We start from the raw sequence: 21,433 nt of genomic DNA on the forward strand, positions 1-21,433 counted from the left end.
GATTACAGCTCCCGCGTCGGATGCGGACGATGCTTGCGGCGGCGACGATCGATGAAACGCTCGGTCGCGAAATAGAAGCCAGGCAAGATGAAAAGCGTCAGCAGCGTCGCGATCGGCAAGCCACCCACCACCACGGTGGCCAGCCCTCGCTGCACATCGGTACCGATGCCGGTGGCGAGCGCCGCGGGAAGCATGCCCACGCTGGCCACGGTAGCGGTCATCAACACCGGCCGGAAGCGCTCGGTGGCGCCCTCGAGCACGCCATCCATCAGCGAATGCCCCTCTTTGCGCACGCGATTGATGTTGGACACCATGATGATGCCGTTCTGCACCGCCACGCCGAACAGCGCAATAAAACCCACTGCCGTGGCGATGTTCAGCGTCTCGCCGCGCAGGTGCAGCGAGATCAGCCCACCGACCGTGGCCAGCGGCACCACCGCCAGCACCAGCAGCGCCTGGTGCAGCTTGCCGAATTCAGCGAACAGCAACACCGCCATGATGGCCATGACCAGCGCCATCACCACCATCAGGCGCGCTTCCGCACGCTGCTGGTTCTCGAAAGTACCCGCCCACTCCAGGTGATAATTCTGCGGGTCGAAATGCACCTTCGCATCGATCTGCTGCTGCGCGTCGGCCAGATATTCCGAGAGCGCGCGGTCGCGGTTGTCGATGCGAATGGTCAGCTGCCGCTTGCCCTGCTCATGCGAAATCGTACTTTCGCCGGTCTTCATGCTGATGTCCGCCACCTGCTTCAGCGGCACCTGGGCGCCGCTGGCGGAAGTCAACGGCAACTGGCCGATTGCCTCGATGCTGTTGGCGACATCGTTGGACACGCGCGCCGTCACGTTGTAGATGCGGTCACCCACATACACCTGGGTGATCGGCGAACCGCCAACGGCCGTCTGGATGAGGCTGCTGATGTCGCCGATATTGATGCCGTAGCGGGCCGCGGCATCGCGATCGGCCACGATGGCCAGCTGCGGAATCGGCGGCTCCTGGAAGATCGACGCCTCGGCCGTGCCGCGCACGCCACGCAGCACTTCGACGATCTGGCCGCCGATACGACGCAACTCCTTGAAGTCATCGCCATAGATGCGCAACACCAGGGGACTGTGCGCGCCGCCGATCATGTCGTTCTCGCCGTCGACAATCGGCTGGCTGATGCCGACCGAAATGCCGGGGATCTGCTGCATGCGCGCATTGAAGCGACGCAGGAACTCCGCCTTGCTTTCGCCATCAGGCCAGGTGTTGTAAGGCTTTAGGCCAACACCGGATTCGACATGCGAAGGTGTCCATGGATCGGTGCCGCTATCGTTGCGGCCCAACTGGGTCACCACGTACGACACCTCCGGAAACTCGCCCACGGCGCGGCGCAGATCGGCCGTCATCGCACTGGCCTTGTCCAGCGAAAGACCGGAGGGCATCTGTACCTGCAGCCACAGCGAGCCTTCGTCGAGATCGGGCAGGAACTCGCGGCCAATCGACATGCCAAGCACCAGCACGCCGGCGAACGCCGCACCCGCCACCGTATAGACCACCGGCAACCGGCCCAGCAGCTTGCGCAGCGCCGCCGTATAGGCCGCCTGCAATTTCTCCAGCGGCTTGTTGTGGAAAATCTTGCGCGGCTTGCGCAGCGCCAGGTACGCCAGGCCGGGCGTGAGCGTGACGGTGCACAGCAGCGCCGCCAGCAACGCATAGCCCACGGTGAACGCCATCGGGCGGAACAGTTTGCCTTCCGCATGCTCGAAGGCGAACAGCGGCAGGTAGGCGGTGATGATGATCAACGTGGCGAAGAAGATCGAGCGACCGACGTGTTTGGTCACCGTCATCACGTCGTCTTCGGTCAGCACGGCGTTGGGCTTCTGCTCGCGCCGGCGCAGGATCGCCTCGGTCACCACGATGGTGCCGTCGACGATCACGCCGAAGTCGATCGCGCCCAGCGAAAACAGGTTCGCCGGCATGTGGGTGAACTGCATCAGGATGAATACGGTCACCAGCGACATCGGGATCGCCACCGCGGCAACCATCGCCGAGCGCGGGCTGCCGAGGAACAGGATCAGCACGATGCAGACCAGGCCCACGCCTTCCATCACCGTGTGGACGACCTTTTCCTTGGTGGCGCTGACCAGGTCATCACGGTCGATATAAGGGACGATGCGCACGTCCTGCGCGGCCAGTTGCTGGTTGAGCTTGTCGACGGTGGCGTGGATGCCTTCCAGCACCCGCGAGGGGTTTTCGTACTTGAGCAGGTCGACAATACCCTCGATGGTGTCGGGGTTGCTGTCCTTGCCCAGAATGCCCTGGCGTACCTGGTGGCCGTACTGCAGCTTGCCGAGATCCTTCACCAGCACCGGCACGCCGTTGCTCTGCGTTACCACGATGTCGCCGAGGTCCTTCAGCGTATGCACCATGCCGATGCCACGCACAATGTACGACTGCTCGCCGCGCGTGATGCGGCCGCCACCGGCATTGGCGGTATTGGCGGTGATCGCGCTGACCACCTGATTGACGCTGACGCCGTAGCGCAGCAGTTGCGCCGGGTCCAGCTGCAGCTGGAACTCCTTGGTGAAGCCACCGAAGATGTCGACATTCGCCACGCCGGGAAGCTTCTCCAGCGCGGGGACGATCACCCAGTTCTGCAGCTCGGACAGCTGCATCAGGTTCTGGCTGTTGGACTCCAGCGTGTAGCGATAGATTTCGCCGGCGGGCCCGGATACCGGATCGAGGCCCGGCGTGACGCCCGGAGGCAAGGTGACCTGGCTGATGCGCTCCATGATGCGCTGGCGCGACCAGTAATCCTCGGCACCGTCCCTGAACACCATGGTGATCAGCGAGAGGCCGAACGTGCTGCTCGAACGCATGCTCACCAGCCCTGGCGTGCCGGCCAGGCCACGCTCCAGCGGCGTGGTGATCTGCTGTTCGATTTCCTCGGCGGCCAGGCCCGGCACCTGGGTGGTGACCTGGGCGGTGACATCGCTCAGCTCCGGATACGCTTCGATCGCCAGCTGCGTCCACGAGTAGTAGCCGAAGCACAGCACCAGCAGCGTCACCACCACGAACAACATGCGCTTCTGAAAGCAGAAGTGGAAGATCGCGTTAATCATTGAGCAGGACTCCGCCCTTCACGATCACGCGGTCGCCGCCCTTCAGGCCCTTCACCACGCGCACGCCGGCGGTCTCGTCGTAGCTCAGTTCGACGGTGCGGCGCTCGAACGCCCATGGCGACACTTCGACGAACACCGTGGTGTTGTCGTTGTTCATCAGCAGCGCCGACTCCGGCACGAACACCTGAGCCGGCTGCGGCACCGCGATGCTGGCCTTGGCGAACATGTTCGGCTTCAGCCGCCCATCGGCATTGGCGAAGGCCACCCGTACCATGTCGCGGCGCGTATCGGACTGCAGCACCGGGCTGACGAAACTTACCCGGCCATGGAACACCTCGTCCGGATAGGCCGACAGCGTCGCGTCCACGGCCTGCCCCTTGGCGATATGTCCGACCTCGTCCTCGGGCACATGGGCGGTGATCCACACCGTGCCCAGGTCGGCAATGGTCATCAGCGCCGCGGTGGGATCGTTGGCGTAGGTACCCGGTGCCACCGACAGCGCGGTGACATAGCCGCTCACCGGCGCGGTGATGTTGATGGTGCGCGACGGCGTGGTGGCGCCCTCGGCGCTGAGCGCACGCAGCCGCGCCTGGGCACGCCCGGACTCGGCCAGCGCCTGGTTGTACGCGCTCTGCGCGGCTTCCAGGTCCTTCACGGCACTGCCGCCCGCCTGCTGCACGCCGTGCGCACGATCGAGGGCCTTCTTGGCCAGGGCCAGCGCATCGTTGGCCTTGGCCACGTCCGCATAGGCCTGCGCCATGTCGCCGGACTCGATCACCGCCAGCAGCTGATTGCGGGTGACATGGTCGCCCAGGCCGACCTTCAGTTCGGCAACCCGGCCGGTCAGCGGGGTCAGCACATTCGCCGTACGGGCCGGATCGGCCTCCACCGTGGCCGGAAACACCATGGCGTGCGGGGCCGTGCGCAGCTCCACCGGCGCGACCAGCAGTTCCTTGCGCAGCGGGGATCGGTCGGGCACGCGCAGCACCCCGTGGTCGTCCACGAAGGCGGCCGCGGCGGACTGGTCATCGGCAGGGTGCGAACAGGCAGCCAGCGACATCGTCACGGCCATGGCGAGCAACAGTTGGGACAAACGGTACGACATGGGATTTCCCCTGGCGGGTAGCTTGCAGTCGCCCGTCATGGCCGCATGGCCATGGGGCGGATAAGTCGAGGGGGTTGGCGCACAGCTCGCCAGGAGCTGCAACGCATTACCCGCCCGCGGGCTGACCGTTATCGGCCACCGCGGGCGTGGTCACTCGTCAAAGAGTGCGCGCGAGAAGGTCGATGCGATCAGCGGTGAATAACGGATTCAGTAGATGGGTCCGGATCCAAGGTGCCGCCGCTCCTTTACAGAATGAATACGATATCGGGTGAGGCTTACGTCAGGTCGTCACGGGCTCGCGCACCAGGCGCCCCTGCAGCAACCCGGCCCGCTCCAGCGGCAGGTAGGCCAGCGCCGCCAGGTGCGAGTGAATGCGCTTCAGATCGCGCAGGATGCGCAGGTAGACGTCGCCACCCCCGCCGCCATCGCGGCGCTCGCGCAAGGCCTTGATGTGGCGCTCCGAAGCCTCGTTCTCCAGCCGCCACAGCGCTTCCTTGCGCGCCACCAGCTGCTGCGCCGCGCGCAGGTCGCCGCGCAGGAACACGGTGAGGCCCAGGCGCAGGCTTTCCATCACCTGCGCATGCATGGCCGCAAGATCTTGGATGTCGTCGGCGGAGAAGTCCTGCCCGCTCTGCGCGTGCTTGGCGGCAAACTCCATCAGGTTATTGGCGGTGATGTCGCCGATATGCTCAAGGTTGATCACGAAGGCCAGGATCTCCTGGCTGCGCTCGCCATCCTCTTCATTCAGCGCCTCGCCGCCTAGATCGGCCAGGTACTCGCGGATGGCCACGCCCAGGCGATCCAGCGACTCGTCGGTGCGGCTGATCGCGGCGGCGCGCGTGCGGTCGTCCTTGCCGAAGATCTCGACCAGGCCCTTGAGCATGCCCTCGACCATGTCGGCCATGCGCATGGATTCGCGCGCCGCATTGGCCAGCGCCACATTGGCCGAGTCGAGCGCCCCCTCGTCCAGGTACTGCGCCACGCCCGGGTCGTTGGGCTTGGGCGGCTCCGGCAGCAGGCGCACCAGCAGGCGCGCCAGGCTCTGCACCGGCACGATAAAGATCAGCGCCAGCGCAAGGTTGAACGCCGTGTGGAAATTCACCGCGATGCGCGCCGGCGTGGCACCCAACGGCGCCAGCCAGTGCGCCAGCAGCGGCAGCAACGGCAGGCAGATCACGCAGCCGAACGCGCGCACCAGCAGGTTGCCCATCGGCAAGCGGCGCGCCACCGGCGTGTGCGCCTCCATCAACGCCGGGATGGTGCCGCCAAGGTTGGCGCCCAGCACCAGCGCAAGCGCGCCCGGCGCATCCACCACGCCGGCATTGGCCAGAGACACCACCAGCAGTACCACCGCCACGCTGGAGTGGCAGGCCCAGGTAAGCAGCGCCGCCACCAGCACCGCCAGCACCGGCTCGCTGGCCAGGCTCTGTAGGATCGCACGCAGCACCTGCGCGTTCTCCACCGGCGCCATCGCGCCCACCAGCAGGTGCAGCGCCAGCAGCATCAGGCCCAGGCCGATCGACACGCGACCGAGGTTCTCGTGGCTCACGTCATCGGTGCGGCGATGGATGACGAAGCCGACAAGGATCAGCACCGGCGCCACGATGGAGATATCGAACGACATCACCTGCACGATCAACGTGGTGCCCACGTTGGCCCCCAGCATCACGGCCAGCCCCGGCGCCAGGCCCAGGAAACCGCTGGCGGCGAACGAGGTGGCCATCAGGCCGGTGGCGGTACTGCTCTGCAGCACGGCGGTGACGCATACGCCAAAACCGAACGCCGCCGGGCGATGGCCCAGATAGCGACCCATCCAGCGACGCAAAGCACTGCCGTAGCCACGCAGCACGCCGCTGGTGACCATATGCGTGCCCCACAGCAGCAGGGCGACGTAGCCGGCGATATCGAGTAGGGCGAAAGTGCCTTTCATGGTCTTGCTCCTGGTGGCGCACATCGACGCCACACCATACCCGCCCGGGGCCGGGTCATGGATAACTGGCGCGATCTCGCGCCTCCGATGCATGGGTTTCATGCGACGCAGCCTGGCCACGTCGACGGTCAACGCCTGGCTAGCCGGGCGGGTGGCTTGTGCGCCACCCGCCCCTGGCCGTGCTCGTGCTTACAACCAGCGTCCGTAGCGACGGATATAGACCAGCTTCATCAGCTGGGTCAGCACGCAATACGTCAGCACCGTCAGGGCCAGCCAGCCGAAGTAGACGCCCGGCAACGCCACCATGCCGATCTTCGCGCCGATGCCCATGTAGGGCACCAGCATGCCGATGATGATGATCGCGGTGGTCAGCGCCAGCACCGGCGCCGAGGCGATGCTCTGCACGAACGGGATCTTGCGCGTGCGGATCATGTGCACGATCAGCGTCTGCGTCAGCAGGCTCTCGATGAACCAGCCTGACTGGAAGAACGCCTGGTGCTCGCTCGAATTGGCCCCGAACACGTACCACAGCAGCAGGAAGGTGGTGACGTCGAAGATCGAGCTGACCGGTCCGATCCACACCATGAAACGACCGATGTCGCTGGCGTCCCACTTGCGCGGCTTGCGCAGGTACTCGTCGTCCATGCGATCGAAGGGGATCGACAGCTGCGAGATGTCGTACAGCAGGTTCAGCACCAGAATCTGCAACGGCAACATCGGCAGGAACGGCAGGAACGCACTGGCGATCAGCACCGAGAACATGTTGCCGAAGTTCGAGCTGGCAGTCATCTTGATGTACTTGATGATGTTGCCGAAGGTGATGCGACCCTCGATCACTCCCTCCTCCAGCACCATCAGGTTCTTTTCCAGCAGGATGATGTCGGCCGACTCCTTGGCGATATCGGTAGCGGTATCCACCGAGATGCCCACGTCCGCCTCGCGCAGCGCCGGCGCGTCGTTGATGCCGTCACCGAGGAAGCCCACGGTGTGGCCCTGGCGCTGCAGCGACTTCACCACGCGCGCCTTCTGCAGCGGCGACATCTTGGCGAACACGGTGGTGCGCTTGACCAGCTCGTCCAGCTCGGCATCGTCCAGCGGCTCGATGTGCTTGCCCTGCGCGGAGTGCTCCACGTCCAGGCCCACCTCGCGGCAGATCTTGCGCGTCACCGCCTCGTTGTCGCCGGTGATCACCTTCACCTCGACGCCGTGGTGGTGCAGCGCCGCGATGGCGGTGGCCGCACTGTCCTTCGGCGGATCGAGGAAAGCCAGGCAGCCCACCGCGATCAGGCCGCTCTCGTCGGCCACGCCGTAGGCGCGCCCTGCCGGCGGCTGGCGCTTGATGGCGACCACCAGCACGCGCAGGCCGTCCTCGTTGAGGCCGCGCGTCATGGCCTTGATCTCGGCGCGCATCTCGTCCGTCATCGGCAAGATTTCTTCGCCCGCCTGCGCATACGCGCAGATCGACAGCATCTCCTCGACCGCGCCCTTGCACACCAGCAGCTCGTTGCCGTCGCCATTGCCCAGCACCACCGACATGCGCCGGCGCTGGAAGTCGAACGGGATCTCGTCGACGATGCGGTAGTGCTGCGCCACCTCTTCCAGGTCGCGATGGGTCAGCACCGCCTTGTCCATCAGGTTCTTCAGGCCGGTCTGGAAGCGGCTGTTGAGGTAGCCGTATTCCAGCGCTTCGTCGGACTCCTCGCCGTACAGATCCAGGTGACGTTCCAGCACGATCTTGTCCAGCGTCAGCGTGCCGGTCTTGTCGGTGCACAGCACGTCCATCGCGCCGAAGTTCTGGATCGCGTTGAGGCGCTTGACCACCACCTTGCGCTTGGACATCGCCAGCGCGCCCTTGGCCAGGTTGGCGGTGACGATCAGCGGCAGCATTTCCGGCGTCAGGCCCACCGCCACCGACAGCGCGAACAGGAACGCCTGCAGCCAATCGTGCTTGTCCAGGCCGTTGATCAGGAAAACGATCGGCACCATCACCGCCATGAAGCGGATCAGCAGCCAGCTGACGCTGTTCACGCCGCGGTCGAAGCTGGTCTGCACGCGCTGGCCGACGATGGTGCGCGCCAGCGAGCCCAGGTAGGTACGCGACCCGGTCGCCACCACCACGGCGGTGGCGGTGCCGCTGACCACGTTGGTGCCCATGTAGCAGACGGTGGGCAGGTCCAGCGGGTTGTCGCCGTGCTGGCCGCTTTCGAACTCCTCGTTGCCATGCACGTGCGCCGGCGCCGATTTCTCCACCGGCAGCGATTCGCCGGTGAGGATGGCCTGGCTGATGAACAGGTCCTTGGCCGAGACCAGGCGCAGGTCGGCAGGCACCATGTCGCCCGCCGCCAGATGCACGATGTCACCCGCGACCAGCTCGCCCACCGGCACTTCGATGCGCTCGCTGTGGCCGTCCGACGCGCGGCGCGTCACCGTGGCGGTGTTGCGCACCATCGCCTTGAGCTTCTCGGCCGCCTTGGACGAGCGGTATTCCTGGGTGAAGCTCAACAGCACGCTGATGCCCACCATCACCGCGATGATGATCGGACCGGTCAGGTCGCTCGCATCGGTGAACAGCTGCACGGCCGCCAGCACCAGCAGCACGATGATGAACGGATTCTTGAACGCGCGCAGCAGCTGCAGCGACCAGTGCGGCGGCTTCTCGTGCGATACCTCGTTGGCGCCATCGCGATCCAGGCGCTCGGCGATCTGCTCCTCGTTGAGACCGGCGGCACTGGTGTCCAGCGCGGCATACAGGGCCTCGTTGTGGCGGAACGCTTCCTGCGCGACCGCCGTGCGCACGGGCGCGGATGCGACCTTGCTGGCCGCCTTGCCGGTGACGGTCTGGGTGGAATGCTTGAACATGACTCGCTTCCGTGATTCGGTGACACCTGGGGCGGACCAGCGAGCCGGCGGGATGATCCCGCGCGTGACGCCAATGCCTGCGCTACGGCCTTCGTCGCAATCGCAACCACGGGACTGGCGGAGGCCAGCCCTTGCGCGGCAGGTCGACCCTGGACGACGAGGGCTTCATCAGTGACTGGATACCAGCTGCAGATGACGAACTGCTTGCGGCGCAGCATGTTCGTGCCAGCGAGCGGCCGGACGGCCACGGCTGGAATCGGCCTTCCAGTGCATGTCGAGCACGGCCGGGGCCTGCGTCTCATGGAGCGGCGCAGGCACGGTGATCGTCCAGGAACGGCGGGAGTCCGCACGACGACCAGACAGCAGCTGGCCACCTGCGGTGCGCAGACGGAAAAAATCGCGAAGGAGCTTCATGGCCCATCTCCTCGTTACGGCGCCCACAGCGCCGTCAGGGATGGGCCGGACTTCCCTAGCCTAGGAAAGCACCGGCCGACCGCAGGCGGTCGCCGCAGGCAATCAGCTTGTTATGCAATGCCGGCACCCGATGCTCGCGGATGTCGACGTTGCGACTAGGGTAAACGTCCATATGCCTTGGTTTGGTAGGACAGGAAGCCAGCTGGCGCGGCTGCGCCCGGTGGCGCGCGTATTGTCTTGCTGCGGTGCGGGAGTGTCAACCCGGTGACAGTGAATGGAGGCTCGAAAGTTGCTGCGCATGGTGGCGCGTGGCGATAGTGGCGGTGGAGTACCTCCCGATACCAACTCGCTCGTTGTCCAGCCTTCGCAGAAATGCCAAGCCGCCACCACACGCGCCACAAAAACTACGCGGAGCGCTCAAACACCACATCCTGATGCTGCACCAGCGGCTCCATCACCCAATGATCCACCAGCAGAAACGCGAACAGCGCCATCAGATACACGATGGAATAGTTGAACACCTTCATCGCGAAAAATTCATCCGGCGGGTTCAACAAGCGCACGGCGTAATAAAGAAACCCGAGACCCAACACCACCGCACCACCCAGATACACCAGCCCGCTATACCCGGTAAGCGCCGGCAACAGCGTCACCAGCACCAGCAGGATCGTGTAGAACAGCACGTGCCAGCGCGTGAACACCACGCCATGTGTCACCGGCAGCATCGGCACCTGGGCGCGCGAGTAATCGTCGCGACGGAAGATCGCCAGCGCCCAGAAATGCGGCGGCGTCCACACGAAGATGATCAGGCACAACTGCAGCGCGAACGGGTGCAGTTCGCCGGTGACGGCGGTCCAGCCCAGCACCGGCGGAATCGCGCCGGCCAGGCCGCCGATCACGATGTTCTGCGGTGTGGCGCGCTTGAGGTAGGCGGTGTAGATCAGCGCATAACCGATCAGGCCACCAAAGGTCAGCAACGCCGTGAGTGAATTGACCAGCAGCACCAGCACCAGCATCGATACCGCGCCCAGCGCCAGCGCGAAGATGAGCACCTGTCGCGGCGTGAGATGGCCGGTGGCCAACGGACGATGCGCCGTGCGCGCCATCACCTTGTCGATGCGCTGGTCGATCAGGTGATTGAACGCGGCGGCCGAGCCGGAGGCCATCCAGATGCCCAGCGTGCCAAACACCAGCGCGCGCCATGGCGGCACGCCGGGCACCGCCAGGAACATGCCGATGACGGCGCAGAACACCAGCAGCGCGACCACGCGCGGCTTGGTCAGCTCCAGGTATTCGTGGAAGCGGCTGCTCTTCATCAACGGGTTCCGAAAGTGTGAAACATGGCGCTGTCGTGCCGGCGCTGCGTGCGCGCCAACGTCGCCAGCAAGGTGAACAGCAGCAGCGCCGCGACGCCATTGTGCGCCGTTGCCACCGGCAGCGGCAGGCCGAAGTGCACGTTGCTGATGCCCAGCAACACCTGGGTGACCAGCACCACGGCCATCGCCAGCCCCTGCCCGCGCAGTCCGCGACGCGACACGCGATGCGACAGCCAGGCGAGGTAGCAGAACACCACCAGCGCGCCGATGCGGTGGGCGATCTGGATGGCGCTGCGCGCGGCCATGTCCAGCACGCCGCCTTCGTAGTTCACGCCGATGCCGCGCCACAATACAAAGCCTTCACGGAAGTCGGTGGGGGGCGCCCACTGGCCCAGGCACTTGGGGAAATCGGTGCCGCAAGCCAGCGCTGCATAGTTGGAAGAGGTCCAGCCACCCAGCGCGATCTGCGCCAGCAGCAACACGATACCCAGCACCACCGCCTTGCGCAGGCCGGCGTAATAGTCGTCGTTCGCGCCCACGCCGGCGAAACGCAGCGCGGCATAAGCCAGCAGCGCGAACGTGGTGATGCCGCCCATCAGGTGTCCCATCACCACGATGGGCTTGAGCAACAAGGTCACCGTCCACATGCCCAGCATGGCCTGGAACACCACCACCGCCAGCGCCAGCACACTGATGCGCCAGGCGCCGGGACGCTTGAGGCCGATCGCGGTGATCAACGGCAGGCCGATCGCGAGCATCGACAACCACAGCGACCGGTAATGCTCGCCCTTGATATAGAGACTCACGCCCACGGCCGCAAAGATCGCTCCCGCGATCACCGCATAGCGCGTCCATGGCCGCCGCCAGCTGGCGATCAGCGCGAGCGCGAACACCAGCGTACCCAGCGTGCCGGCAAGGAAGCGATGCACCTGCTCGCGCCACGCCTTGTGCGTTTCGTAGGGGCGATCCGGGAAGGCCTGGTTGGCCTGCGTGATCTCGTGCTGCTGCTCGGGCCAGCTCACCCGGCCATAGCAGGTCGGCCAGTCCGGGCACGAAAGGCCGGCATTGGAAAGGCGCACGAAGGCGCCGAACATCACCACGCCAAAGGCGAACACCGCGGCGAGCAGCGCCAGTCCACGCAGGACCCGGAGGGAACGGACAGTCATCAGCGAATCACCTTCTGCAGATCCTTGCGCAGGCCCGAGGGATCAAACCCCGCAGGATAGAGCGACAACGCGGTGCCGTCGGACTCCACCAGCAACGCCGCCACGCTGTCGGGCGTCGCGGGACGGAACGATGCCAGCCGGCCCTGGCGGTCTTCGCCCAGCTGCCAGTAATTGTCCATGCCCGTGCTGGCGACGTTGGCCGGCGGCGTGCCGACATAGAGCAGCCGCAGGCGCGGCGCATTGCGGTTGAGCGTGATGCGCGCGGCGGCCATCTTGGTGAGCACGTCCAGGCATCGCGCGGCGCAGTCGGGACCGGCCAGCGCCACCAGGGTGAGCTGCGGTTCGGCGGCGCGCCAGGCCCAGGGCTGGCCATTGGCCATCGTCACCGGTAGCTGCTCGGTGACGAAGTTGCGCTGTGGCTCGATCGGCTCGCCGTAGGCCTTGCCACTGGGCTGCCAACCGCTGAGCGTGAGCAGGCCGGCGGCGATGATGGGCGCGGCGAACACCAGCACCACCAGCAACAGTTTCAGGCGACTGGCGCGCAGCGCGGCGGGATCAGGCTTGTTCATGTCTTGTCCGACGGTTTCGATGGGCGGCGGCGATGCAGCACCAACAGGATCACCACTGCCGCCACGGCAAAGGTGAACCACTGGAAGGCATAGGCACGATGCCGCGCGGGAGGCATCGAGGAGAAGTCGAGCAGGTGCTCGCGCACATAGATGGCGGCGGGGTCCGCGTCCAGCGCCAGCACCTGCGGATACAACGGCTGGCCCAGATCGGCGGCCACCTGCGACAGCTCGAGATAGACCGTGGTCTTGGGCCAGTGCAACTGGCGCACCAGCGCATTGCCACCCATCTCGAAACCCACGCCGGGCGCGGGCAGGTACAGGCCCTGCAACACCTGCTCGCCCGCGGGCAACGGTGGCAGCTGCGGCGCCTGGTCGGTGCCGTTGCCCGGCAGGAAACCCAGGTCGACCAGCAACAGGCGGTCGCCACCGTGCGGAAGGAAAGGCGCATAGACTTCCACGCCGCCGCGCTGGTCGTGCTTCGGGTTGTCCAGCAGGTACTGCCGATCGGCGAGGTAGTGGCCCTGCACGCTTACCCGCGCGATGGCGTTCGCGGGCGGCGCCATGGCCACCGCGGCGAACGCCTGCAGGGGCGCCGAATCCGCCGCGGCATACCGTCGCAGAAGTTGCTCCTTCTCGTCCGCGCGATGCAGCTGCCACACGCCTAAGCGTATGAACAACAAGGCGCCGGCCACGGTAAGCAGCAGCGCGAACCATGACGGGCGGCGCATCCACTTCACGCGGAGGCACCGCGTACGGCCGCTATACTGCGGATGTCAAAGGCGTTCGGACCAATCACGTGGAAACCATCTACAAATATGCGCTGGTGATCCTGCTGCTGGTGGTGCTGTTCAATCTCGGTCAGGCCCTGTATTTCATGATGACCGACAAGGACGGCAGCAAGCGCACGGTGTGGGCGTTGACCCGCCGCATCGGGTTGTCGGTGCTGCTCATCCTGATGGTGGTATTCGGCATCTGGATGGGCTGGCTGCACCCGCACGGCGTGGGCCAGTAATTGTAGCGTTACGCTGCCGCGGGCGCCTCGCTTGCGACATCCGGTTCAAGCCAAACAAAAAGCCCGCCGATAAGGCGGGCTTTTTGCTGCGGCGCAAGAGCGCTTCAAAGAATGTAGACGAACATGAACAGGCCCAGCCACACCACGTCGACGAAATGCCAGTACCAGGCCACGGCCTCGAAACCGAAGTGATGGTCCTTGGTGAAGTGGCCCTTGGCCACGCGCAGCCAGATGATCGCCAGCATGATGGTGCCCAGCGTCACGTGCATGCCGTGGAAGCCGGTGAGCATGAAGAAGGTCGAACCGTAGACGCCGCTCTGCAGGGTCAGGTTGAGCTCCTTGTATGCCTCGATGTACTCGTGCGCCTGGAAGTACAGGAAGGTGGCGCCCAGCAGCACGGTGAAGCCCAGGAACAGCAGGATCTTGCCGCGATGACCGGCCTTCAGCGCGTGATGCGCGATGGTGATGGTCACGCTGGAGCTGAGCAGGATCAGCGTATTGAGCAGCGGCAGGCCCCACGGCGCCACCGTCTCGAAGTTGCCGCCGATGCGGCCCGGGCCGCCACCGCCGCCAGCACCCCATGACGCGGCATAGTCGCTCCACAGGAACTGATGCGTCAGCACGCCATGGCCCTCGCCGCCCAGCCACGGCACCGCGAACATGCGGGCGTAGAACAGCGCGCCGAAGAAGGCACCGAAGAACATCACCTCGGAGAAGATGAACCACATCATGCCCATGCGGAACGAGCGATCCACCTGGCTGTTGTAGCTGCCGGCCAGCGACTCGCGGATCACCGAGCGGAACCAGCCGAAGAACATCAGCAGGATGCCGATGAAGCCGATCGCCAGCACCGTCTTGCCGAAGCTCGCCTCACCCGGAGGGGCGTTGAGCCAGTGCGCGGCACCGAACACGGTGATGAACATGACGACCGCGGCCACGATCGGCCAATAGCTCTTGCTCGGAACGAAATATGCGTCTTGCTGCTGACCCATGGCGAGATCCCCGTGGATTTCTCTTGTTTACTTCCGCCCCCGCCGTATCGCGCGGGGAACTTCAACCCGCACCGCCTCACCGGCGCCACGGAGGAATACAACCGCGGACGTGTCAGGAGTACTTCAGTCCCTGCAGGAGCGAGAGGAGGAAGATCGCCAGGGCGATGGCGCCAAACACCATGACGGTGCGTCGCACTCCCCTTCGGCGCGTTTCCTCGATCGTTCCCTTCGACAACTGGTTCATCCGACTCGTTTCCCGCCCGCCCCGGCCAACGCCCAGGCGGTGATGCGTGTATCAGTCTTCGTCGTGGCCATGGGCCAGGTCTTCGGGATGGATCACCGGCGGCACCTCGAAGGTATGGAACGGCGCCGGCGACGGCACCGTCCACTCCAGGCCCTTGGCGCCTTCCCATACACGGTCGGTGGCCTTCTTCTTGGAGAACCACACGGTGTGGATGATCACGCCGAGGAAGATCAGCTGCGAGGCGCCGAACAGGAAGCCGCCGATGGAGCTGATCATGTTGAAGTTGGCGAACGCGACGTTGTAGTCGGGGATGCGGCGCGGCATGCCGGCCAAGCCCAGGAAGTGCTGCGGGAAGAACAGCACATTCACCCAGATCACGCTGTTCCAGAAATGGATCTTGCCCCACGTCTCGGAATACATGTGGCCGGTCCACTTCGGCAGCCAGTAGTAGGTGGCCGCGATGACCGCGAAGATCGCGCCGGTCACCAGCACGTAGTGGAAGTGCGCCACCACGAAGTAGGTGTCGTGATACTGGAAGTCGGCCGGCGCCAGCGCCAGCATCAGGCCGGAGAAGCCGCCGATGGTGAACAGGATCACGAAGGCGACCGCGAACAGCATCGGGGTCTCGAAGGTCATCGAGCCGCCCCACATGGTGCTGACCCAGTTGAACACCTTCACGCCGGTCGGCACCGCGATCAGCATGGTGGCGTACATGAAGAAGATCTCGCCGCCCAACGGCAAGCCCACCGCGAACATGTGGTGCGCCCACACGATGAACGACAGGAAGGCGATCGAGGCGATCGCGAACACCATCGCCTTGTAGCCAAAGATCGGCTTGCGCGCGAAGGTCGGGATGATCTCGGACACCAGGCCAAAGGCCGGCAGGATCATGATGTAGACCTCGGGGTGACCGAAGAACCAGAAGATGTGCTGGAACAGCACCGGGTCGCCACCGCCAGCCGCATTGAAGAAGCTGGTGCCGAAGTACTTGTCGGTAAGCAGCATGGTCACCGCACCGGCCAGCACCGGCATCACCGCGATCAGCAGGAACGCCGTGATCAGCCAGCTCCACACGAACACCGGCATCTTGAGCAGATCCATGCCCGGCGCGCGCATGTTGAGGATGGTGGCGATGATGTTGATCGCACCCATGATGGAGCTGATGCCCATCAGGTGGACCGCGAACACCACGTAGGCGATCGAGCTGCCCTGCAGCGACAGCGGCGGGTACATGGTCCAGCCACCGGCCGGGCCGCCGCCCGGCAGGAACAGGGTGGACAGCAGCAGCGCGAACGCGAACGGCAGGATCCAGAACGACAGGTTGTTCATGCGCGGCAGCGCCATGTCCGGCGCACCGATCATCAGCGGGATCATCCAGTTGCCCAGTCCCACGAAGGACGGCATCACCGCGCCGAAGATCATGACCAGCGCATGCATGGTGGTCATTTCGTTGAAGAAGTACGGCTGCACCAGCTGCATGCCGGGCTTGAACAGCTCGGCGCGAATCACCATGGCGAAGCTGCCGCCGATGAAGAACATCAGCAGCGAGAACACCAGGTACAGCGTGCCGATGTCCTTATGGTTGGTGGACATGCACCAGCGCACGAAGAAGTTCTTGGGCGCGCCGTGATGGTCGTCGTGGTGATCGTGGGTGGCTGCGTGGGCCATGCCTTGCACCTCTACCTGAATGCGGAAACTGTGGACGAGCTGATCAATCAGCCCTGATGGCCCTGAGAAACGGGTGCGTCGGTAGCCTGCGCGGTGGCGGGCGCGGCAGCGGTCGAAGCGGCCGCCGGCGCAGCCGGTGCCGGCTGCGTGGCCTGCGCCTGCTGCTGCGCCAACCACTGTTCGAACTCGGCCTTGGGCACGGCCTTGACCACGATCGGCATGAAGCCGTGATCCTGGCCGCACAACTCGGCGCACTGGCCGCGGTACTCACCCGGTTCCTTGATGTTGGTCCAGGCCGCGTTGACGATGCCCGGGATGGCATCCATCTTCCAGCCCAGCTGCGGCACCCACCACGAATGGATCACGTCGCCGGCGGTGATCACGAAGCGGATCTTGGTGCCCACCGGCACCACCAGCGGCTTGTCCACGTTGATCAGGTAGGTGTTGTAGCCATCCACCTTCACCGCGCTCGGGTCCAGGCCCGAATCGAGCTGGCGCGTCTCGTCGCTCTCGCGGTCGAGCTTGGACATGAAGCCGACCTTCTCGATCGCCTTGCCCTTGTAGTCGACGTAGTCGTAGCGCCACTTCCACTGGTAGCCGGTGATCTTTACGGTCATCTCCGAGCCGGTGGTGTCGGCGAAGGTACGCAGGCCGCCGGTGGCCAGGTAGGCCAGCACGATCAGGATGACTACCGGAATGGTGGTCCAGACGATTTCAAGCGTGGTGTTGTGCGACCACTTCTCGGCCACCGCGCCGCGCGATTTGCGGAAGCGGAACATGGCGATGAACATCGCACCGAACACCAGGATGCCGATGACGACGCAGACACCCAGCGCGACGTTGTTGAGGAAGTACGGCTCCGGGGACCACTCGGATACGCCGCGCGTCATGTTCAACTGTCCTGGCTGCGGATTGGCGAACGCCACGCCGCCGAACATTGCGAGAGCGAAGAGTGCGCATGCCGCGACTGCCCGCTTGATACCGCCACCGCCAGATGTCATGTCTGCACCTTTGTTGAACCTACCTGCGCTGCTGTTGATTGAACTCCGCCAGCAGCACCATGAGTTTCCTTGACAGCTCGGCACGTTCCTCTTCCCCCAGGAATGCTCCGATTTCCAGCTCCCGTCCATGCGACGTCAGCAACAAGCGCCCCCTGTCCCTGCCGGCCTGCAGCCTCACCTTCACCCAATACGGCTGAAAGCGCACGCTGCGACGACCTGGCAGGAATTGCACCTCCAGCGACGATTCGTCGAGGGTGATGCGTTCGCCGCGATCGCCGGCCCGCCAGGCCACGCCCAAGGCGAAAGCCACCGCGGAAGACTCGACCAGGGCGAACAACGGGGCAAAGACGTTGCCCTGCCATGCCCCCAACCCGGCCGTCGTCAGCGCCAACGCCGCCAGCACCCCAATCAACCGACGCAGATCGCGGTGGCTCAGCGCACGATTGGGCTTGAGCCACATCGTTGCGCACGGCAAGCCGGCCGCTGCTGGTCGAAGCACGATCATGGGGATCCGGCGTGCCTGGAACGCAGGCATGATAGGCCGCGACGACGTCGATGGGCAAGAATGACGCAGGTGCTTGATTTGAAGCGAGGATGAATGCGCGGCGCGGTGATGGTGGCCCACAGGTGTGGCCATTTGTCACAGGGGTCATGGGCGAGGAACCGAACCCGGGAATGCGTCCCGCCACTCATCCCACATATAGATGCACGCCACCTCGCCACGGCGTGCGGCATCGCAACACCCCATACGGATGCGTGCACTCCCCCCCACGCGTACAATCCGCCGATTCCCCGCCCCGCTATTGCTTCGGCTAATTCAGTGACCCAACCCATACTCAGCCCCGAACTCCCCACCGGTGTCGAGCCGGCCCGTGCGCGCATCACCGCCGCCTGGCTGCGCGACGAAACCGAAGCGGTCAACGACCTGCTGGCCCAGGCCACCTTGCCGCCGGTCGAGCGCGAAAAGGTGATCGACCTGGCCGCCGACCTGGTGTCGCGCGTGCGCCTGCGCGCCAAGGACCAGAGCGCGGTCGAATCCTTCATGCGCCAGTACGACCTGTCCTCGGAAGAAGGCGTGCTGCTGATGTGCGTGGCCGAAGCCTTGCTGCGCATCCCCGACAAGGGCACCGCCGACAAGCTGATCCGCGACAAGCTGGGCGATGCCGACTGGAAGAAGCACCTTGGCCAGAGCGAGTCGCTGTTCGTCAACGTCTCCACCTGGGGCCTGATGCTTACCGGCAAGTTGGTGACGCTGTCGGAAGAAACCCGCCACGACTTCACCGGCGCGCTGCGTCGCCTGGTCGGCCGCGCGGGCGAGCCGGCCATTCGCCTGGCCGTGCGCCAGGCCATGCGCATCATGGGCCACCAGTTCGTGATGGGTCGCACCATCGGCGAAGCGCTGGACCGTTGCGCGCAGAAGGAATACGCGGTGTACCGCTATTCCTACGACATGCTCGGCGAATCGGCGCTCACCAGCGAAACCGCCGAGCGCTACCAGCAGGATTACCGCAACGCCATCGCCGCGATCGGTTCGCGCGGTCCGTTCGCCAACCACACCGATGCGCCGTCGATCTCGGTGAAGCTGTCCGCGCTGCATCCGCGCTACGAAGTGGCCAAGCGCGAGATCGCCCGCCGCGACCTCACCGCCAAGCTGCTGGAGCTGTCGCAGCTGGCGATGAAGTACGGCATCGCGCTGTCGGTCGATGCGGAAGAAGCCGATCGCCTGGAACTGTCGCTGGACATCATCGGCGACGTGTTCGCGCATCCCTCGCTCGAAGGCTGGAATGGCCTCGGCATCGTGGTGCAGGCCTACTCCAAGCGCACGCCGTTCGTGATCGACTGGCTGATCGAAACCGCGCGCGCCAGCCGCCGCCGCTGGTACGTGCGCCTGGTGAAGGGCGCCTACTGGGACGCCGAGGTCAAGCGCGCGCAGGAAAACGGCCTGGCCGGCTATCCGGTGTATACGCGCAAGCCGAACACCGACGTGTCCTACCTCGCCTGCGCCCGCAAGCTGTTCGATGCCGGGGTGGAACTGATCTACCCGCAGTTCGCCACGCACAACGCGCACACCATCGCCGCCGTGCATCACACCGCGCAGGGCCGTCCGTACGAGTACCAGCGCCTGCACGGCATGGGCACGGACCTCTACGCCGAAGTGATCGGCAAGCAGAACCTCAACGTGCCCTGCCGCGTGTACGCGCCGGTGGGCACGCATGAAGACCTGCTGCCCTACCTGGTGCGCCGCCTGCTGGAAAACGGCGCCAACACCAGCTTCGTCAACCGCGTGGTCGACGAAACGCTGCCGGTGCGCGAACTGGTCGCCGATCCGTGCGAAACGGTGCGCTCCTTTGCCTCCATCCCCCACCCGCGCATTCCGCTGCCGGTGAATCTCTATGGTGACAATTCTGCGCAAGCGCAGAGTTCAAATTTCGTATCCAGGAAGAATTCCATGGGCGTCAACTTCTCCAACGACAACGAACTGAAGGCCCTCGCCGAGGCCATCCAGGCCAAGTCCGGCCCGTGGACCGCCGAACCGCTGGTGCCGGGCGCCCGCAGCACCGGCGCCACCGTGCAGGTGACCAACCCGGCCGACCGCCGCCAGGTGGTGGGCAGCTACGTCACCGCCGACAGCGCCACCGTGGACAAGGCGCTGGCCAACGCCGTCGCCGCCCAGCCCGGCTGGGATCGCCTGCCGGCCGCCAGCCGCGCCGCGATTCTTGAACATGCGGCGGAACAACTTGAAGCGCGTCGCGGCGAGTTCATCGCCCTGTGCGTGCGCGAGGCGGGCAAGAGCCTGCCCGACGCCGTCGCCGAAATCCGCGAGGCCGCCGACTTCCTGCGTTACTACGCCGCCATGTCGCGCCGCCTGTTCGGTCATCCCGAGCAGTTGCCCGGCCCCACCGGCGAGAGCAACCAGCTGTTCCTGAACGGTCGCGGCGTGTTCGTGTGCATCAGCCCGTGGAACTTCCCGCTGGCGATCTTCCTGGGCCAGGTCAGCGCCGCGCTCGCCGCCGGCAACGCCGTGATCGCCAAGCCGGCCGAGCAGACCAGCCTGATCGGCCATGCCGCGGTGAAGCTGCTGCACGACGCCGGCGTGCCGGCCGAGGTGCTGCAGTACCTGCCGGGCGATGGCGCCACCGTCGGCGCCGCGCTCACCCGCGACCCGCGCGTGGCCGGCGTGGCCTTCACCGGCTCCACCGAAACCGCCTGGGCGATCAACCGCGCGCTGGCCGCGCGCAATGCGCCGATCGCCGCGCTGATCGCCGAGACCGGCGGCCAGAACGCGATGATCGCCGACTCCTCCGCGCTGCCCGAGCAGATCGTCAAGGACGTGATCGCCTCCGCCTTCCAGTCCGCCGGCCAGCGCTGCTCGGCCGCGCGCGTGCTGTTCGTGCAGGAAGACATCGCCGACAAGGTGTGCGACATGCTCGCCGGCGCCATGGCCGAGCTGAAGGTGGGCGACCCGGGCCAGCTGTCCACCGACGTGGGCCCGGTGATCGACGAGGACGCCAAGAAGATCCTGGTGGACCACGCCGCGCGCATGGACCAGGAAGCGAAGAAGATCGGCGAGGTGAGGCTGGACCCCGCCGCCACCGGCAACGGCACCTTCTTCGCGCCGCGCGCCTATGAGATCCCCTCGCTGTCCACGCTCACCCGCGAAGTGTTCGGCCCGGTGCTGCACGTGATCCGCTGGAAGGGCGACGAGCTGCAGAAAGTGGTCGACGAGATCAACGCCACCGGCTACGGCCTCACGCTGGGCATCCATAGCCGCATCGACGACACCGTGGAGTTCATCCAGAGCCGCGCCCGCGTGGGCAACTGCTACGTCAACCGCAACCAGATCGGCGCGGTGGTCGGCGTGCAGCCGTTCGGCGGCGAAGGCCTGTCGGGCACCGGCCCCAAGGCCGGCGGCCCGCACTACCTGCTGCGTTTTGCCGGCGAGCGCACGCTCACCATCAACACCACCGCCGCGGGCGGCAACGCCTCGCTGCTGACCATCGGCGAATAAGCGCGACCATGGGCCGGCGCCAACGCGCCGGCCCGATCGGGAGA

At 65.6% G+C, this 21,433-nt stretch carries 16 protein-coding genes; 2 read left to right on the plus strand and 14 right to left on the minus strand.

The window, feature by feature from the left end:
- Positions 1 to 2: 2 nt before the first annotated feature.
- The 9 genes from MJ606_RS03940 to MJ606_RS03980 form a co-directional block, all read right to left on the minus strand.
- Positions 3 to 3,104: a CusA/CzcA family heavy metal efflux RND transporter gene (locus MJ606_RS03940; RefSeq protein WP_243048095.1), complete on the minus strand. Its 3,102-nt coding sequence runs from the start codon at positions 3,102 to 3,104 to the stop codon at positions 3 to 5.
- Positions 3,097 to 4,209, minus strand: coding sequence for an efflux RND transporter periplasmic adaptor subunit (locus tag MJ606_RS03945; protein ID WP_243048096.1), 1,113 nt, complete (start codon positions 4,207 to 4,209; stop codon positions 3,097 to 3,099). The genes MJ606_RS03940 and MJ606_RS03945 overlap by 8 nt, the downstream gene beginning before the upstream one ends.
- A gap of 280 nt (positions 4,210 to 4,489) precedes the next feature.
- A complete protein-coding gene (locus MJ606_RS03950) occupies positions 4,490 to 6,139 on the minus strand; it encodes a Na/Pi cotransporter family protein (RefSeq protein ID WP_243048097.1) in 1,650 nt (549 codons plus the stop codon).
- Positions 6,140 to 6,328: 189 nt separating this feature from the next.
- On the minus strand, positions 6,329 to 8,998 hold the full coding sequence (gene mgtA, locus MJ606_RS03955) for a magnesium-translocating P-type ATPase (protein WP_243048098.1): 2,670 nt from the start codon (positions 8,996 to 8,998) through the stop codon (positions 6,329 to 6,331).
- A gap of 168 nt (positions 8,999 to 9,166) precedes the next feature.
- Complete coding sequence (locus tag MJ606_RS03960; RefSeq protein ID WP_243048099.1) at positions 9,167 to 9,412, minus strand: hypothetical protein; 246 nt, start codon at positions 9,410 to 9,412, stop codon at positions 9,167 to 9,169.
- A gap of 404 nt (positions 9,413 to 9,816) precedes the next feature.
- Positions 9,817 to 10,728: a heme o synthase gene (locus MJ606_RS03965; RefSeq protein ID WP_243048100.1), complete on the minus strand. Its 912-nt coding sequence runs from the start codon at positions 10,726 to 10,728 to the stop codon at positions 9,817 to 9,819.
- On the minus strand, positions 10,728 to 11,894 hold the full coding sequence (locus MJ606_RS03970) for a COX15/CtaA family protein (protein WP_243048101.1): 1,167 nt from the start codon (positions 11,892 to 11,894) through the stop codon (positions 10,728 to 10,730). The genes MJ606_RS03965 and MJ606_RS03970 overlap by 1 nt, the downstream gene beginning before the upstream one ends.
- On the minus strand, positions 11,894 to 12,463 hold the full coding sequence (locus MJ606_RS03975; protein ID WP_243048102.1) for a hypothetical protein: 570 nt from the start codon (positions 12,461 to 12,463) through the stop codon (positions 11,894 to 11,896). Before MJ606_RS03975 ends, MJ606_RS03970 begins: the two co-directional genes overlap by 1 nt.
- Positions 12,460 to 13,200 carry an SURF1 family protein gene (locus MJ606_RS03980; protein ID WP_243048103.1) on the minus strand — a complete coding sequence of 247 codons (741 nt, stop codon included), beginning with the start codon at positions 13,198 to 13,200 and terminating at the stop codon, positions 12,460 to 12,462. Before MJ606_RS03980 ends, MJ606_RS03975 begins: the two co-directional genes overlap by 4 nt.
- Positions 13,201 to 13,259: 59 nt before the next feature.
- Between MJ606_RS03980 and MJ606_RS03985 the strand changes: the two genes are divergently transcribed.
- Positions 13,260 to 13,475 carry a twin transmembrane helix small protein gene (locus tag MJ606_RS03985; RefSeq protein WP_243048104.1) on the plus strand — a complete coding sequence of 72 codons (216 nt, stop codon included), beginning with the start codon at positions 13,260 to 13,262 and terminating at the stop codon, positions 13,473 to 13,475.
- Between the two features lie 104 nt (positions 13,476 to 13,579).
- On the opposite strand, the gene MJ606_RS03990 is transcribed toward MJ606_RS03985, so the two are convergent.
- From MJ606_RS03990 to MJ606_RS04005, 5 genes are all read right to left on the minus strand, one after another.
- Positions 13,580 to 14,467: a cytochrome c oxidase subunit 3 gene (locus MJ606_RS03990; protein ID WP_243048105.1), complete on the minus strand. Its 888-nt coding sequence runs from the start codon at positions 14,465 to 14,467 to the stop codon at positions 13,580 to 13,582.
- Between the two features lie 112 nt (positions 14,468 to 14,579).
- Positions 14,580 to 14,711, minus strand: a complete 132-nt coding sequence (locus MJ606_RS18250) for a hypothetical protein (RefSeq protein ID WP_279236613.1) — start codon at positions 14,709 to 14,711, stop codon at positions 14,580 to 14,582.
- A 51-nt stretch (positions 14,712 to 14,762) separates the two neighbouring features.
- Positions 14,763 to 16,304, minus strand: coding sequence for a cytochrome c oxidase subunit I (gene ctaD, locus MJ606_RS03995; RefSeq protein WP_243048581.1), 1,542 nt, complete (start codon positions 16,302 to 16,304; stop codon positions 14,763 to 14,765).
- A gap of 122 nt (positions 16,305 to 16,426) precedes the next feature.
- Complete coding sequence (coxB, locus tag MJ606_RS04000; protein WP_243048106.1) at positions 16,427 to 17,380, minus strand: cytochrome c oxidase subunit II; 954 nt, start codon at positions 17,378 to 17,380, stop codon at positions 16,427 to 16,429.
- Positions 17,381 to 17,399: 19 nt separating this feature from the next.
- Entirely contained in the window at positions 17,400 to 17,885 is a 486-nt protein-coding gene (locus MJ606_RS04005) for a DUF2244 domain-containing protein (RefSeq protein WP_343214790.1), read from the minus strand.
- Between the two features lie 315 nt (positions 17,886 to 18,200).
- Here MJ606_RS04005 and putA point away from each other — a divergent pair, with 315 nt between their 5' ends.
- A complete protein-coding gene (gene putA / locus MJ606_RS04010; protein WP_243048107.1) occupies positions 18,201 to 21,389 on the plus strand; it encodes a bifunctional proline dehydrogenase/L-glutamate gamma-semialdehyde dehydrogenase PutA in 3,189 nt (1,062 codons plus the stop codon).
- The last annotated feature ends 44 nt before the right edge of the window (positions 21,390 to 21,433 follow it).

The sequence above is a fragment of the Dyella sp. RRB7 genome, assembly GCF_022761115.1.
Lineage (GTDB): Bacteria > Pseudomonadota > Gammaproteobacteria > Xanthomonadales > Rhodanobacteraceae > Dyella.